The 14,129-nt window shown below is 62.7% G+C and carries 17 protein-coding genes; 10 read left to right on the plus strand and 7 right to left on the minus strand.

What is annotated here, in order from left to right:
• The first annotated feature begins 147 nt into the window (after nt 1-147).
• From yajC to UP10_RS18310, 5 genes are read left to right on the plus strand one after another with little or no spacing between them, the layout of a single operon-like run.
• Nucleotides 148-504, plus strand: coding sequence for a preprotein translocase subunit YajC (yajC, locus tag UP10_RS18290; RefSeq protein WP_044588678.1), 357 nt, complete (start codon nt 148-150; stop codon nt 502-504).
• A 39-nt stretch (nt 505-543) separates the two neighbouring features.
• Nucleotides 544-2,145 (plus strand): protein translocase subunit SecD, encoded by a 1,602-nt coding sequence (gene secD / locus UP10_RS18295; protein WP_044588679.1) that lies wholly within the window; start codon nt 544-546, stop codon nt 2,143-2,145.
• Between the two features lie 10 nt (nt 2,146-2,155).
• Complete coding sequence (secF, locus tag UP10_RS18300; protein WP_044542272.1) at nt 2,156-3,181, plus strand: protein translocase subunit SecF; 1,026 nt, start codon at nt 2,156-2,158, stop codon at nt 3,179-3,181.
• A 6-nt stretch (nt 3,182-3,187) separates the two neighbouring features.
• Nucleotides 3,188-3,571, plus strand: coding sequence for an Mth938-like domain-containing protein (locus UP10_RS18305; protein ID WP_044588680.1), 384 nt, complete (start codon nt 3,188-3,190; stop codon nt 3,569-3,571).
• Nucleotides 3,568-4,431, plus strand: a complete 864-nt coding sequence (locus tag UP10_RS18310) for a phytoene/squalene synthase family protein (protein ID WP_044588681.1) — start codon at nt 3,568-3,570, stop codon at nt 4,429-4,431. The genes UP10_RS18305 and UP10_RS18310 overlap by 4 nt, the downstream gene beginning before the upstream one ends.
• Here UP10_RS18310 and UP10_RS18315 read toward each other — a convergent pair.
• The 4 genes from UP10_RS18315 to UP10_RS43140 form a co-directional block, all read right to left on the minus strand.
• On the minus strand, nt 4,428-4,712 hold the full coding sequence (locus UP10_RS18315) for a DUF1488 family protein (RefSeq protein ID WP_044588682.1): 285 nt from the start codon (nt 4,710-4,712) through the stop codon (nt 4,428-4,430). The two genes, UP10_RS18310 and UP10_RS18315, sit on opposite strands and share 4 nt — an antisense overlap.
• Nucleotides 4,713-4,814: 102 nt before the next feature.
• On the minus strand, nt 4,815-5,918 hold the full coding sequence (locus UP10_RS18320) for a serine/threonine protein kinase (protein WP_044588683.1): 1,104 nt from the start codon (nt 5,916-5,918) through the stop codon (nt 4,815-4,817).
• A 5-nt stretch (nt 5,919-5,923) separates the two neighbouring features.
• Nucleotides 5,924-7,354 (minus strand): methylenetetrahydrofolate--tRNA-(uracil(54)-C(5))-methyltransferase (FADH(2)-oxidizing) TrmFO, encoded by a 1,431-nt coding sequence (trmFO, locus tag UP10_RS18325; protein ID WP_044588684.1) that lies wholly within the window; start codon nt 7,352-7,354, stop codon nt 5,924-5,926.
• A gap of 110 nt (nt 7,355-7,464) precedes the next feature.
• Nucleotides 7,465-7,617: a DUF1127 domain-containing protein gene (locus UP10_RS43140; RefSeq protein WP_016846063.1), complete on the minus strand. Its 153-nt coding sequence runs from the start codon at nt 7,615-7,617 to the stop codon at nt 7,465-7,467.
• Nucleotides 7,618-8,504: 887 nt separating this feature from the next.
• Here UP10_RS43140 and UP10_RS18330 point away from each other — a divergent pair.
• On the plus strand, nt 8,505-8,768 hold the full coding sequence (locus UP10_RS18330; RefSeq protein WP_245321779.1) for a hypothetical protein: 264 nt from the start codon (nt 8,505-8,507) through the stop codon (nt 8,766-8,768).
• 61 nt (nt 8,769-8,829) lie between these two features.
• On the opposite strand, the gene UP10_RS18335 is transcribed toward UP10_RS18330, so the two are convergent.
• The gene (locus UP10_RS18335) at nt 8,830-9,645 is read right to left on the minus strand and encodes a lytic murein transglycosylase (protein ID WP_044588777.1); all 816 of its coding nucleotides are present in this window, start codon (nt 9,643-9,645) and stop codon (nt 8,830-8,832) included.
• A gap of 247 nt (nt 9,646-9,892) precedes the next feature.
• The gene (locus UP10_RS18340) at nt 9,893-10,804 is read right to left on the minus strand and encodes a DUF2189 domain-containing protein (RefSeq protein WP_044588686.1); all 912 of its coding nucleotides are present in this window, start codon (nt 10,802-10,804) and stop codon (nt 9,893-9,895) included.
• A gap of 297 nt (nt 10,805-11,101) precedes the next feature.
• Between UP10_RS18340 and UP10_RS18345 the strand changes: the two genes are divergently transcribed.
• Nucleotides 11,102-11,521 (plus strand): DUF3597 domain-containing protein, encoded by a 420-nt coding sequence (locus UP10_RS18345; protein WP_044588687.1) that lies wholly within the window; start codon nt 11,102-11,104, stop codon nt 11,519-11,521.
• Between the two features lie 111 nt (nt 11,522-11,632).
• Nucleotides 11,633-12,424, plus strand: coding sequence for a fumarylacetoacetate hydrolase family protein (locus UP10_RS18350; protein ID WP_044588688.1), 792 nt, complete (start codon nt 11,633-11,635; stop codon nt 12,422-12,424).
• Nucleotides 12,425-12,498: 74 nt separating this feature from the next.
• On the opposite strand, the gene UP10_RS18355 is transcribed toward UP10_RS18350, so the two are convergent.
• A complete protein-coding gene (locus UP10_RS18355) occupies nt 12,499-12,771 on the minus strand; it encodes a GNAT family N-acetyltransferase (RefSeq protein WP_044588778.1) in 273 nt (90 codons plus the stop codon).
• Between the two features lie 98 nt (nt 12,772-12,869).
• Between UP10_RS18355 and UP10_RS18360 the strand changes: the two genes are divergently transcribed.
• Both UP10_RS18360 and UP10_RS46370 read left to right on the plus strand, forming a co-directional pair.
• Nucleotides 12,870-13,814: a tetratricopeptide repeat protein gene (locus UP10_RS18360; RefSeq protein ID WP_044588689.1), complete on the plus strand. Its 945-nt coding sequence runs from the start codon at nt 12,870-12,872 to the stop codon at nt 13,812-13,814.
• Between the two features lie 112 nt (nt 13,815-13,926).
• Entirely contained in the window at nt 13,927-14,055 is a 129-nt protein-coding gene (locus UP10_RS46370) for a hypothetical protein (RefSeq protein ID WP_283806030.1), read from the plus strand.
• Nucleotides 14,056-14,129 lie beyond the last annotated feature (74 nt).

A 14,129-nucleotide genomic window follows, 5' to 3' on the forward strand; every position in this document is an offset into this window, starting at 1 on the left:
CGCAAGCGCCCTAAATGAGGGTCCGTTAACGTTGCAATTGGGACCGCGGCCGCTATAGTCCGCGCGAATTTGTCCGGACCGCCATACCGCCTGAGGGGCCACCCAGGCACTGCCGGTTCTTCCCCGTCTTACCCGAGGATTGTTCGAATGCTGATTACTCCTGCGTTTGCCCAGGCTGGAGCCGGCGGCGATGCCAACAGCATGTTGATGTCGTTGCTGCCGTTCGCACTGATCTTCGTCATCATGTACTTCCTGATTCTACGTCCGCAGCAGAAGAAGGTGAAGGATCACGCCGAACTGGTGAAGAACATCCGTCGCGGCGACACCGTTGTCACCACCGGTGGCCTGGTCGGCAAGGTCACCAAGGTCGTCGACGACGACCAGATCGAGTTCGAGATTTCGGACGGCGTCCGCGTGCGGCAGATGCGGCAGATGATTTCGGGCGTGCGCGCCAAGGGCGAGCCGGCGAAGGGCGATGCCAAGGACGAGGCGTCCGCGAACTGATCGCCGCGCCGCCTTTTTGGGAATCTGACAGGTAACTCGATGCTGTATTTCACGCGGTGGAAGGTGCTGGCGATCGTTCTGACGGCGCTGGTGGTCTGCCTGTGCGCCGTTCCGAACTTCTTCCCGGAAGCGCAGGTCAAGAGCTGGCCCGCCTGGGCGCAGCGGCGCATGGTGCTTGGCCTCGATTTGCAGGGTGGCTCCTATCTGCTGCTCGAAGTCGACTCGAATTATGTGAAGAAGGAAAGGCTGGAGGCGATTCGCGACGACGTGCGGCGTGTGCTGCGCGAGGCCAAGATCGTCTACACCGGCCTTACAACACGCAACGATGCCGTTGAGGTTCGCATCTCCAAGGACGCGGACGTGGCGCAGGCGCTGTCCAAGCTGCGCGACCTCGCGCAACCGATCGGCGGGCTCATGGGATCGAGCGGACAACGTGACCTCGATGTCGCGGACGCCAGCGGCGGGGTGATCCGCCTGAGCGTGCCACCGGCGGCGACGCTTGATCGCCTGCGCAAGACGATCGAGCAATCCATCCAGATCGTCGAAAAACGCGTCAACGAACTCGGCACCGTCGAGCCGTTGATCCAGCGGCAGGGCACGGACCGTATCCTGGTGCAGGTCCCCGGTCTCCAGGACCCGACGCGGTTGAAGGAACTGCTCGGCAAGACGGCGAAAATGGAATTCCGGATGGTCGATACCACGGTATCGTCCGACCAGGCCCTGCAAGGCGCGGTGCCACCGGATTCCGAGCTGCTTCCGAGCGCGTCGCCGCCCAATCCTCCCACCGTCGTCAAGAAGCAGGTTCTGGTTTCCGGCAGCGAGTTGTCCGACGCGCAGCCCGGTTTCGACCAGCGCACCGGTGAGGCGATCGTGAGCTTCAAATTCAACTCGGCCGGCGCGCGCAAATTCGCCCAGGCGACGAGCGAGAATGTCGGCCAGCCCTTCGCTATCGTGCTCGACGGCAAGGTGCTCTCCGCGCCGGTCATCCGCGAGCCGATCACTGGGGGACAGGGGCAGATTTCCGGCAGCTTTAACGTGCAGTCTGCCAACGATCTGGCGATTCTGATGCGCGCCGGCGCACTGCCGGCACCGTTGACGGTCGTCGAAGAGCGCACGGTCGGTCCCGGCCTCGGCCAGGACTCGATCGCGAAGGGCGAACTCGCCGCCTATGTCGGCTCGATCCTGGTCATCGTGTTCATGCTGATCACTTACCGCCTGTTCGGCGTGTTCGCCAACATCGCTGTTGCGATCAACGTTGCGATGATCTTCGGCCTGTTGTCGCTGCTCAATGCCACGCTGACGCTGCCCGGCATCGCCGGCATCGTGCTGACGGTCGGTATCGCGGTCGACTCCAACGTGCTGATCTACGAGCGTATCCGCGAGGAACTGCGTGGCGGCCGCAATGCGATCTCGGCGATCGACGCCGGCTTCAAGCGGGCGCTGGCGACCATTCTCGACTCCAATATCACCACCTTCATCGCTGCCGCGGTGCTGTTCTATATCGGCACCGGTCCGGTGCGCGGGTTCGCCGTGACGCTCGGCATCGGCATCATCACCACGGTGTTCACTGCCTTCACCATGACGCGCTTGATCGTCGCCGGGTGGGTGCGCTGGAAGCGGCCGCAAACCGTGCCGATCTGAGAGGCCCATTGTGACTCATCTCGTTCTCATCGGCCTGGGCATCCTGATTGCCGTGTTAACCGTGGTCTCGGTGTTCGGCCTGCTGCCGTCGCTGCGCCTCGTGCCCGACGATACGCATTTCGACTTCACCCGCTTCCGCCGCATCAGCTTCCCGATCTCGGCGTTGCTCTCGATCGTCGCGATCACGCTGTTCTTCACCCACGGCCTGAATTTCGGCATCGACTTCAAGGGCGGAACGCTCCTGGAAGTGCGGGCCAAGTCCGGTACCGCCGATATCGCTGCGATGCGTACGACCCTGAACGGCCTCGGCCTCGGCGACGTCCAATTGCAGCAATTCGGCGGTCCGTCTGAAGTGCTGATCCGCGTTGCCGAACAGCCCGGCGGCGATAAGGCGCAGCAGGACGCCGTAGGCAAGGTCCGCGGCGCGCTCGGTGAGTCCGTCGACTATCGCCGTGTCGAGGTAGTCGGCCCGCGCGTTTCCGGCGAATTGCTCGCCTACGGCATGATCGGCTTGATGCTCGCGATCGTGTCGATCCTGATCTATCTCTGGTTCCGCTTCGAGTGGCAGTTCGCGCTCGGCGCGATGATCGCCAATGTCCACGACATCGTGCTGACGATTGGCTTCATGTCGGTCACGCAGGTGGATTTCGATCTGACCAGTATCGCGGCGCTGCTGACGATTCTCGGCTATTCGCTCAACGATACCGTCGTCATCTACGATCGTATCCGTGAAATGCTGCGGCGTTACAAGAAGATGCCGATGCCGCAGCTGCTGAACGAATCAATCAACTCGACGCTGTCGCGCTCGATCATCACCCACGTCACCGTGACGCTGGCGCTGCTGGCGCTGCTCTTGTTTGGCGGCAACGCGATCCACAGCTTCACCGCGGTGATGATGTTCGGCGTGGTGCTGGTCGGCACTTACACCTCGATCTTCATCGCGGCGCCGATCCTGATCTATCTCGGCGTTCACACCACCCGGGGCGAGGCACAGGAAGCGTCCGCCAAGAAGCCGGACGCGGCAGCCAAGAAGTAGTCGACCATGTCCAATCCCTCGGACGCTCCCCATCTTCCGAGGTCGGCGCCGATCGAAGCCTACGGCAAGGGAGGCTTCGCGTTTGCCGATATGTCGCATCGCGGCTCGCTGCTGTGCCTGCCGGATGCGATCTGGGCCTGGTCGGTGACGAGGCCGCAAGAGATCGACCAATATTCACTGGAACGGGTATTCGCGGCCACGAATGCAATCGACACGCTGATCGTCGGCACCGGTACCGAGGTCTGGGTGCCGCCGAGAGCGCTACGGGAGGCCTTGCGGGCGGTGAAGGTGGTGCTGGATCCGATGCAGACCGGCCCTGCGATCCGCACCTATAACGTCATGTTGGGAGAGCGGCGGCGCGTTGCGGCGGCGCTGATCGCGGTGCCATGAGCATCAAGGATGCGCCGAAGGATGGCGCGGTCTTCTGCGCCGATCTGGTGCGGACCCACGACTTCCTGCGCTACGCCTCGACCCTGTTCATGCCTGGCCCGGAACGCCGCGCGCTGCTGTCGATCTATGCCTTCAATGTCGAGATCTCTCGGGTCCATGAGCAGGTCAGCCAGCCGCTGCCCGGCGAGCTGCGGCTGCAATGGTGGACCGACATGCTGGCCGGGGCTGGGCACGGCAGCGTCGAAGGCAATCCGGTCGCGGCAGAACTGCTGCAGACGATCAGCAAGCACCGCCTGCCGGCCGAGACGCTGTCGCGCTTGATCGAGGAACACCAGTTCGATCTGTACAATGATCCGATGCCGTCGATGGCTGCGCTCGAGGGCTACCTCAACGACACGGCTTCCGCGCTGTTCTCGCTTGCCGCGCGGGTGGTGGCGCGTTCGTCGGAGGAGATCGAGCACGTGGCGCGACATGCCGGCCTGGCGCAGGGGATGGCGCGGGTGATTGCGACGCTTGGGCGGGATGCCTCGCGGCAGCAGCTCTTCCTGCCGCTGCAACTCCTTCAGCAGCACGGCAGCAGTAAGGAAGAGGTGTTTGCCGGCAAGCTGACACCGAATATCCGTGCCGCCATCGATCAACTCACGGGTGAGGCGCAAGAGCACCTCAAGACGGCCTTCACGCTGCTTGCGGACGTCCCGTCCGAGGTGAGGCCGATCTTTTTGCCGCTCGCATATATCAGGCGCGAACTGAACCTGATGACGCGGTCCGACATCGATCCGTTCCTCCCGAAAACATCATCGCGTCTGCGTATTCTGTGGACGTTGTGGCGTGCCTCGCGCGCGAAAGAATTCGGCGGCTAGCTCCGCTGCTTCGGAATGTGCTTGGTGAAAATCCGGATCGTCGCACCCTTGACCAGCGGTCCGCCGTCGAAGATGCCGGATGCAATCTGCTCGATGACGTCGCGCAGCGCGACGAACTGCCCTTGGCGCGCAATGCTCGGCGTTCCCCGCGTGCCCGCCAATTCGTCCATTGCGGCATCGCTGATCTGGCATTCGACCGTCTGGTCGCCGTTCAGCATGGTGAATCCGAACGCCATCCGTTCGGAATCGTATCCCCCGATACGGCCACGAGTTAGTGGCATCAACTAAGTCCCTTGAGCGCGCTCCCGGTCGCAAGATTGAAGCCTGGAGGCGCGTTTGTCGAGAGCCGCGACGTCGCCGTTCCAAAACGCAATCATGGCGCTTTAGTGTGACGGACGGTCCAACTCGGCCACTTCGAAATTGAAACGGTCGCGCAGATTCTTGCGCTGCTCCAGGATGTCCTTGAGGAATTCGCGGTCGGCGTCGCTGCGCATCATCGGCTCGAGCAGGTCGATCTGGTTCATGGCGACAAGCTGCAGGATTTCGGTGCGGGGTTTGCCGGCCGCATCGCGCGGCAATGCGTGGACGACCTGGATGTGTTCGGGTGGCTTGACGCCTTTGGCCGCGGCGAGCTCGCCGCGCAGTGTCGTCTCCAGTGCGGCCTGGTCCGCCTCGACGAAGGCGTAAAGCCCGACGCCGACGCGACGGTCTGCAAAGGCGACGATCGCGGTGTCGCGCACATCAGGGTTCCTGCGGATCAGCTCGACCAGAACCGGGGCATCGTTGACCAGCCGCCGGCCGCCGCCTTCGCGGTCGGTGAAATTGAAGATGCCGCGTGTGATCCCCTGATAGACCTTCTTACCGGTCTTGAGCCAGATGCTGGCGAACGCCGACTTCTTGGCGAGCACCTTGCGCTCCTTCGGCGTCAGCGCGTCCGGCGCGTAGCTGCGCTTGTGCTTCAGCAGATGTCGCAGGTCCTCATAGGCCGCGATGCGGAACAGCCGGCTTCGGGTTTTGAAGCAGGCGGCGAGCTGGAAATCGGTGACATAGGCGCGGCCATCGCGGCCGACCAGCCAGTTCTGTTCCTTGGCGAGATCGTTGTGGCAGATTCCGGCGCGGTGCAGCTTGCGCAGCACTGATTTGGCCGAGCGGAAATAGGCGACGTCGCCATGCGGCTTAGCCAGATGCAGCGCCGCGCCGTCGATGAAGCCGCGCACCAGCGCGCGCCTGCCGGCCCAGAGCAATTTTGGGCCGACGTCGAGATCGCGCGCGAGCGTCAGCGCGTGGCGCTCGCGCGAAAACAGATGCAGCGCAACTCCGAATGACCAGAACGGCACCTGATCGAGCCGGCGCAGCACGCCGTCGACCTCGCCATCTTCATCGCGGAAGCGACCGCGCTCGACGGTCGAGAACACATCGCGCTTGAGCAGGGCGCCTTGGCTCCATCGCGCCGACAGGATGGCAGCGTCGTCTTTCGGCAAGCTCATGATGGTCAGGCCGCGGCCGCGACGCGCAGGTGCTCTGCGATCCAGTGGTCGAGATCGGCGAGCGCCCGGGCGCTGATCGCCTGCCGCTTGGCAATCGTCTTCTCGTTGCCGCGCAGCCGTGAGCCGTCGGGTTTCTTGGTCGGCGGACTGGCGAGCGGCGGGAACAGGCCGAAATTGATGTTCATCGGCTGAAACGAGCGCGGCCCGGCCTCGATCGTCTCGATGTGACCGCCGGTGATGTGGCCGAGCAGCGCGCCCAGCGCGGTCGTGGCGGGCGGCTGTGTCAGCGACAGGCCGCGCGCGTCGGCGGCGGCGCAGAGCCCCGCGATCAGACCGACGCTGGCGGATTCGACGTAACCCTCGCAGCCCGTCATCTGCCCGGCGAAGCGCAGCCGCGGCTGCGCGCGCAGGCGCAGTTGGGCATCGAGCAGCTTTGGCGAATTCAGGAAGGTATTGCGGTGCAGGCCGCCGAGGCGGGCGAATTCTGCCGTCTCGAGCCCGGGGATCGTGCGGAACACGCGTTGCTGAGCACCATGCTTCAACTTGGTCTGGAAACCGACGATGTTGTAGAGCGTGCCGAGCTTGTTGTCCTGGCGGAGCTGCACGATCGCATAGGCCTTCACCGTCGGATTGTGCGGATTGGTCAATCCCACCGGCTTCATCGGCCCGTGTCGCAGCGTTTCCTGACCGCGCTCGGCCATCACCTCGACCGGCAGGCAGCCGTCGAAATAGGGTGTGTTGGTCTCCCAGTCCTTGAAGTCGACCTTCTCTCCGTCGAGCAGCGCCGCGACGAAGGCCTCATACTGCTCCTTGGTCATCGGGCAGTTGATGTAGTCGGCGCCGGTTCCACCGGGGCCGACCTTGTCATAGCGCGACTGGAACCAGGCGACCGACATGTCGATCGAATCCCGGTGCACGATCGGCGCGATTGCGTCGAAGAACGCCAGCGCGCTCTCATCCGTCAGCTGCTTGATTGCATCGGCCAGCGGCGTCGAGGTGAGGGGGCCGGTCGCGACGATCACGTTGTGCCAATCGGCAGGCGGCAGGCCGGCGATCTCCTCGCGGCTGATTTCGATCAGCGGATGGTCGTGCAGCGCCTTGGTGACGGCGGCCGAGAAGCCGTCGCGGTCGACCGCCAGCGCGCCGCCGGCGGGCACCTGGTTGGCATCGGCCGAGCGCATTATCAGCGAGCCCAGGCGCCGCATTTCGGCGTGCAGCAGCCCGACCGCGTTGTTGGCGGCATCATCGGAGCGAAAGGAGTTCGAGCAGACCAGTTCGGCGCAGCCTTCGGTCCGGTGCGCCTCGGTCATCCGGACCGGGCGCATCTCGTGCAGGACCACGCGAATGCCGGAATTGGCGACCTGCCAGGCGGCTTCCGAGCCCGCGAGACCCGCGCCCACGATGTGCACGGGTTGAGAGGAAAGATGAGGTGTCATCGCGCAGCGTTAGCGCGTTTCGATGCCGTATGCATCTGAAACTGAGCCGGAAACGACAACGCCCGCTTCAGGAGCGGGCGTTATCCGTCGATCAGATGGCCGACGAGCGATCAGCCGTTGTAGGTGCCGGCTGCAACGCGCGGAATGTCCGAGCGATCAAGGCCAATATCGGCCAATTCGCGATCGCTGAGCTGGGACAGTTCGCTGACATTGCGCTGATAGTCCCGGAAGGCCTGGATCATGCGGATGAGCGAGAGCAGCATTGGAAGTCTCCTAGTAGTTCTGATTCAGCTCTTCCTAGAGCCTCATCGTTGAACTGAATATAGATGAGATGGTGCAGTGCGGAAGTTCCGATATTGCGATGCAGCTAATCTCAAGACGCATAGCGCAGGTAAGATCTGATTAACGTTTTGGCACGCCCGGAAGACGCCCCCTGAAGCGGGTTCCAAGTTCGTCCAAATTCAGACAATAAACCACGTAATATCATTGGCTTGATATAGACACAATCCGATCTTCTTCAAGGTTGTGGCTGGTAACTGGAGACCGGGAAATTAAGGTCGGACTGTCACGTTACGACGCAACAGCCGTGATCGTCTTCCATGCGTCATTCGCATGCAAAGCTTGTTCTAATAATGATTTAAAATTCACTATATGGTCGACCGATTCGTTTCCAACATGTCGATGGACTTGTGGCCAGAGAGGAACGCGGGGTCTTGGTCCATTGGACCGACCGAGCCGCAGCGTCATCGATCTCAGCTGCCGCGGTGGCGGAGATTACCTCCGGAGCAGGAGAGCGATTCGTATCGCTCGTGCAGAACGAACCGGCATGAGGTCGAAGCGGCATCGCTCGAGCGCTGCGGGTAGGCCGTCGGGACAGCTGAACGCCCAAGGTGCATTGTAAAATGCTGCAACTGCGAACAAATTTCCACTAAATCGAAGTGGCGCCGCAGCATCAACTATCGATGCAGATGGATTCCTTACCAACGCGTAATGAAAATGCGACGCAACGCATGTGCGACTTGCGCGCAGCGTCGATCACATTCGCATCGCGCGAATTTCATTCTGAGCGCGGACAGGAACAGCGAATAATCGTTTTGCAGATTCCGCAATCACGCTGGCATCTGCCTAAGAACAAAAGATGGAAAATCCCATGATTAAAACATTGATCGGCGCAGCCGCCATGGCTGCGGTTGCTTACGCCGTCGTTCCCGCGCAGGCCGCCCATATGGGCATGGGCTGCAGCGGCCCGAACCTCACCAAGACCGAGGCTGCGGTCGAAGCTATGGCTGACACTGAAGTCAAATTTGCGGCGGAGAAGGAAATCTCGCTCGCCCAGGACGCGATGCTGAATGGCAAGATGGGTGCGTGCGGCATGCATCTCAGCAAGGCCGCGCACGAAAGCATGGCGAAGTAAGCCATTGTTCATGGTGATAGGGGCCGGTCGCCTGGGGCGATCGGCCCTTTGACATGTCTATCTACGGGGCGTGAGCGAGCTGCGTGGCGAAATAGCCAATAGTCTTCGCGTAGACCTCGCTCTTGTTCCACTGCTGGATCACCGCAAAGTTCTCGCTGCCGGGCTCCCAATCCTTGCCCTTCTTCCAGCCATAGCTCTTGAGGAAGTTCGCGGTGGAGGCCAGCACGTCGGGCACATTGTGCAAGAGGTCGCGCTTGCCATTGCCGTCGAAGTCGACGGCGAACTTGATGTAGGACGACGGCATGAATTGGGTCTGGCCGATCTCACCGGCCCAGGCACCGCGCATGTCCTGCGGCGCGAGATCGCCGCGCTCGATGACGCGTAGCGCATCCATCATCTCGGCCTTGAACATGTCGGAGCGCCGGCAATCATAGGCGAGCGTCGCCAGCGACCGCATGGTCGCAAACTTGCCGGTGTTGACGCCGAAATCGGTCTCCAGCCCCCAGATCGCCACGAGGATCTCTCCGGGTACGCCGTAGGCCTCCTCGATCCGCGACAGCACCGAGCCGTATTGCTTCATCATGTTGGAGCCGCGGGTCATACGTGGCGGCACCATACGGCCAGAGAACTGCTCGAAGGTCTGGCTGAAGACCTGCTGCGAGTGGTCGCGCGCCAGGATCGCCTTGTCGACGGTAACGCCGGTCAGGCCAGCCTGGATCGCGTTTTGCGAAATGCCCTTGGTGGCGGCCTCCTTCTTGAAATCGTCGAGCCAAGCCTCGAACGTCCCCGTGCCGCAGGGGGCGGCCAGCGCCGGTAACGTCGATGTCAGCAGCCACGCGCCGAGGGCGAGCGTGCGATAGGTCAAGCGAGAAGTCATATGGAAGTTCACTCCAGAGCCTGCGATGTCATCGACATTGGTCGCGGAACCCGGCTGGCATGTTCGTGGCAACAGCGGCCAAAACATGGCTGGTGGTCGACCGATCGATTCGCCCAATACTGACGCAAATGCCGCACCGACGCATCCGTTGGTGGCCGGATTTTGCTGACAGCATGGCAAACCGCCGGCTGGGGATCAGCCGGCGGTTTGTCGCATCGTCGGAATTGCTCGAGATCGTGGTCGGTATCTATCCGCGATCGCTGCGCCGCCAGGGGAACAGGTTGGCCGGGAAATCCGCGGCAGGCTTGCGCTCGCGCGGTTGTGGAATGACCGGCTGGGCATTGGGATCCTTGACGATGACCTCCCGATAAAGATGCCAGGTGGCGTGACCCAATAGCGGGATCACGACCGCGAGGCCGAGGAAGAACGGAAGGGTGCCCAGCACCAACAGCGCCGCGACGATGAGACCCCAAGCCAGCATCGGTACCGGATTCTGCGCAACCGCGCGCATCGACGTCACCATCGCTTCGCCGGCACTCGCCTGGCGGTCAAGCATCATCGGGAATGCGACCACGCTGATGCACAGCGCCACCAGCGCGAACAGGAAGCCGATACCGCAGCCCGCCACGATCAGCCACCATCCTTGCTGGGTGGTCAGGATGCGCTCTGCGAAATCGGGGATGTTGGCGGCGGTCTCGTAGCCGAACACCGCCGTGTAGACGGTCTGCGCGGTCGCGATCCAGGTCACGAACAGAGCGAACAACAGCGTGCCGACCCCGAGCATGGCGCCGAACGAAGGCGAGCGGAACACCTGCAAGGCATCCAATGCTGACGGTTCGCCGCCGTTCTCGCGGCGGCGGCTCATCTCGTAGAGGCCGATTGCGGCAAACGGGCCGAGCAGGGCAAAGCCCGCGGCCAACGGAAACAGCAGGGGCAGCACGGAATAGCCGTGCACCGTGCGCGCGAGCACGAGGCCGAGCACGGGATAGATCAGGCACAGGACGATGGCGTGGCTTGGTACCGCCTTGAAGTCTTCCCAGCCGAGACGCAGCGCTTGGTGCAAATCGGACAGGCCGATGGTGCGGATCACAGGCGCCGACGCGGTGCCTTGTCCGCCCGGCGTCACAGATGTGACATTGCCTTGATATGGAGTGGCCATGGTCGTTGTCTCCCTCTGGACGGCCGCATTTTTGCGCCCGGCGTTCGGGCACAAACGTGCCGCTTCTCGAAGCGATCACAAGCAAGGCCAGACGCAAAAGACAGAGCAGGGAACTGGCCGTGTCGCGAACTGAATAATCAAGGTACTCCCAAACCGCGTCGAAAGCACGCACTCACGCTTAAGTGAATGTCGCATTGGCAAGCTATGGAGGGGGCTATACACTTGAACGGCGACCGCGGTCAGGCGTCCCAGCGCCGCCTGACCTTCACATCTTCTCAAGTCCTGTGGGAGCGAACGATGAGCATTTTCGGAAAAATCATGAGCGCGATCTTCGGCAGCAGCGCCAGCGCCACGCCTGCTGGCGGGGCGGCCACGAGCACAGCTTCCGCCGGCGGATCGTCCTCCGCCAGCGCATCGTCGTCGTCTCCCGCCGCCGCGCCTGCTGCGGCGCCCGCGCAGACCGTCGACGTGGCTCCCATCCTCGACAAGGCGGTTGCCGCGAAGGGGGAGAAGCTGGAGTGGCGAACCTCGATCGTTGACCTGATGAAGGCGCTCGACATCGATTCCAGCCTCAGTGCGCGCAAGGAGCTCGCCCATGAGCTCGGCTACACCGGCGACACCAACGATTCCGCCAGCATGAACATCTGGCTGCACAAGCAGGTGATGGCCAAGCTCGCCGCCAACGGCGGCAAGCTCCCCCCGGACATCAAGCACTAACGAAACGCCCACAGATCGGATCAGGGCCCGCGTTGCCGCGGGCTCTTTTTTATGGATCGGCGAACATCTATAGATCGGGGAATAACGAGGGGAACGCCCAGGAGAATACCCATGACCGATCTCGACCGCCGGACCATGTTGACGACCAGTGCCTTGGCGCTGGCCGGCACCGCCGCGCAATCCGCGCCGGCAGAGGCGCAAGCCGGGCCGAAGGCGATGTTTCCGGTACCGGCTGTCACGATCCCGATCGTCGGCGAGGCCGAGGTGTTCCAGGTTCGCCGCATCTACTGCATCGGTCGCAACTACGCAGCGCATGCGATCGAGCGTGGCTCCGATCCGACCCGCGAGCCGCCGTTCTTCTTCCAGAAGCCGACCGATGCGATCCAGAATGTCGCGGTCGGCACCGTCGCCGATCATCCCTATCCGTCGCTGACCAAGAACTATCACCACGAGGTCGAGCTGGTGGCGGCGCTGAAATCCGGCGGCGCCAATATTCCGGCCGAGACGGCGCTCGATCACGTCTATGGCTATGCGCTCGGTCTCGACATGACGCGGCGCGATTTGCAGAACGGCATGGCCGCCGAGAAGAAGCCGTGGGAGATCGGCAAGAGTTTTGATCACGCCGCGGTGCTCGGCCCGATCCATCCGGCTGATAAGACCGGCCATTTCAAGGCGGGCGCGATCTCGCTCGCGGTCAACGGCACGGTGCGGCAGAGTTCGGATCTGAAGAACATGATCTGGAGCGTTGCCGAGCAGATCGCAAAGCTCTCCGAGGCATTTGAACTCAAGGCCGGCGATATCATCTATTCCGGTACGCCTGAAAATGTCGGCCCGGTGGTCAAGGGCGACGTGCTGCTCTGCAAGCTTGAGGGCCTGCCCGACATGTCGATCAAGATCGTCTGACGGATGGGGTACTGTAGCGTTGTGAAGCGAAGTGGATACCGGTTCGCGTAAACAAAACGCGTCAAAACGAGGGTCTACCCCGCGAGATCCGCGTATTCCGGATGCTTGTCGAGGTAGTCCACCACGAAACCGCAGCCGGCGATCACCTTGTGGCCGTCGGCGCGGATCAGGTCCAGCGCCCCCTTGACCAGCTCTGACGCAATGCCGCGGCCGCGCAGCGCGCGCGGTGTCTCGGTATGGGTGATGATGACGGCGGATGACGTCAGCCGGTAGTTGGCAAAGGCCATGCCGCCGTCGGTATCGAGCTCGAAGCGGTTTTGGGCTTTGTTGTCGCGGACGGCGGCCATCGCAAATTCCATTGGTTGACGGGCACTGATGTAAGCCCGTGAACCGGTCCGTGCAAAGGCGCGACCAACCCACAAATCGGCATTTGTGGATTGACGAGATGCGCCTTTCGGCCTGTCTGACCGGTATTCTGCTCAGTGCGGCCTTTGTGGCGGCGCAGGCCCCGCGCGCGTCCGCTGCTGATGATCCGAACTGGCAAGCCTGCATCGGCAACGCGACCGCGCCGGCCGATCGCGTCACTGCTTGCAAAGCCGTGATCGATGGCAAGACCGAGACTGGCCGCCGGCTCGCCGCGGCCTATTGCGCCCGCGGTTACGGGCTGACCGAGACGCGTGAGATCGATGCCGCGCTCGCCGACCTCAACGAAGCCATCAACCTCAATCCTGCTAGCGCCTGCGCCTACACCAATCGGGGCCGCATCTCGGCCAGCACGAAGGATTTCGATCATGCGATCGCCGACTATGACGAGGCGATCCGCGTCGACCCGACCTTTGCGCTCGCCTACAACAATCGCGGCGATGCCTGGCTCAGCAAGGGTGATCTCGACCGGGCGCTGGCCGATTTCAGCCTGGCGATCGAGCATAATCCGAAGCTTGCGTCGGCCTACGGCAATCGCGGCTTCACCTATTTCCGCAAGCGCGACGTGACGCATGCGATCGCCGACTACACGACGCAGATCCAGCTCCGGCCCGATGTGGTCACCTATATCAACCGCGGCAATGCTTACCGCGACATCAAGGACCTCGATCGCGCCGCCGCCGACTATGGCGAGGCGGCGAAGATCGCGCCGACGGATCCGCGCGGCTGGCGCAACCGCGGCCTGGTGCGCCTCGTTCAGGACGATGCCAAGGGCGGCGTCGCCGACTACGACAAGGCGCTGCAGTACGACCCGAACGACGCATATTCCTGGAGTAATCGTGGGCTGGGCAAGATGCAGCTCGGCGACAAGCAGGGCGCGATCGCCGATTTTTGCAAGGCACTCGAGCTGCACCCGGACTTGCAGACCGCGCAAGGGGCGCTGGAACGCCTCGGGGCGTCGCGCTAGCCGGGAAAAACTCCAGGCGATCCCGTTCTTCCATATCAGGTGCGGTGCTTATAGACGGGGATGCGTGGCTGCCCCATGGTGAAGCCAGCGGCAACATCGCCTGGAGGAAAGCATGCCCAATGAAAAAGGCCCCAACGTCAAGAAGAAGCAGAAATGCAAGAATTGCGAGGGCAAGGGCCTTTTGAAGAAGGGCGACAAGGTGGTGAAGTGCCAGCGTTGCAAGGGGACGGGCGTGCGCTAACGGCACCGTCCTGATGCCGGGACCGTCGATTGCGACCGCGCCGTTTGAGCCGGGATAGGCCTGATACGGCAGGT

The sequence above is a fragment of the Bradyrhizobium sp. LTSPM299 genome (assembly GCF_000938235.1).
Classification (GTDB): Bacteria; Pseudomonadota; Alphaproteobacteria; order Rhizobiales; family Xanthobacteraceae; genus Bradyrhizobium.

Excerpts from the sequence above, each read along its gene's own strand:
- yajC (WP_044588678.1), top strand. The coding sequence starts at position 148 with ATGCTGATTACTCCTGCGTTTGCCCAGGCTGGAGCCGGCGGCGATGCC.
- UP10_RS18360 (WP_044588689.1), top strand. The coding sequence starts at position 12,870 with ATGCGCCTTTCGGCCTGTCTGACCGGTATTCTGCTCAGTGCGGCCTTT.
- secD (WP_044588679.1), top strand. The coding sequence starts at position 544 with ATGCTGTATTTCACGCGGTGGAAGGTGCTGGCGATCGTTCTGACGGCG.
- UP10_RS18335 (WP_044588777.1), bottom strand. The coding sequence starts at position 9,645 with ATGACTTCTCGCTTGACCTATCGCACGCTCGCCCTCGGCGCGTGGCTG.
- UP10_RS18350 (WP_044588688.1), top strand. The coding sequence starts at position 11,633 with ATGACCGATCTCGACCGCCGGACCATGTTGACGACCAGTGCCTTGGCG.
- trmFO (WP_044588684.1), bottom strand. The coding sequence starts at position 7,354 with ATGACACCTCATCTTTCCTCTCAACCCGTGCACATCGTGGGCGCGGGT.
- UP10_RS18330 (WP_245321779.1), top strand. The coding sequence starts at position 8,505 with ATGATTAAAACATTGATCGGCGCAGCCGCCATGGCTGCGGTTGCTTAC.
- UP10_RS18305 (WP_044588680.1), top strand. The coding sequence starts at position 3,188 with ATGTCCAATCCCTCGGACGCTCCCCATCTTCCGAGGTCGGCGCCGATC.
- UP10_RS18315 (WP_044588682.1), bottom strand. The coding sequence starts at position 4,712 with ATGCCACTAACTCGTGGCCGTATCGGGGGATACGATTCCGAACGGATG.
- UP10_RS46370 (WP_283806030.1), top strand. The coding sequence starts at position 13,927 with ATGCCCAATGAAAAAGGCCCCAACGTCAAGAAGAAGCAGAAATGCAAG.
- UP10_RS18340 (WP_044588686.1), bottom strand. The coding sequence starts at position 10,804 with ATGGCCACTCCATATCAAGGCAATGTCACATCTGTGACGCCGGGCGGA.
- UP10_RS18320 (WP_044588683.1), bottom strand. The coding sequence starts at position 5,918 with ATGAGCTTGCCGAAAGACGACGCTGCCATCCTGTCGGCGCGATGGAGC.
- UP10_RS18355 (WP_044588778.1), bottom strand. The coding sequence starts at position 12,771 with ATGGCCGCCGTCCGCGACAACAAAGCCCAAAACCGCTTCGAGCTCGAT.
- UP10_RS18345 (WP_044588687.1), top strand. The coding sequence starts at position 11,102 with ATGAGCATTTTCGGAAAAATCATGAGCGCGATCTTCGGCAGCAGCGCC.
- UP10_RS18310 (WP_044588681.1), top strand. The coding sequence starts at position 3,568 with ATGAGCATCAAGGATGCGCCGAAGGATGGCGCGGTCTTCTGCGCCGAT.
- UP10_RS43140 (WP_016846063.1), bottom strand. The coding sequence starts at position 7,617 with ATGCTGCTCTCGCTCATCCGCATGATCCAGGCCTTCCGGGACTATCAG.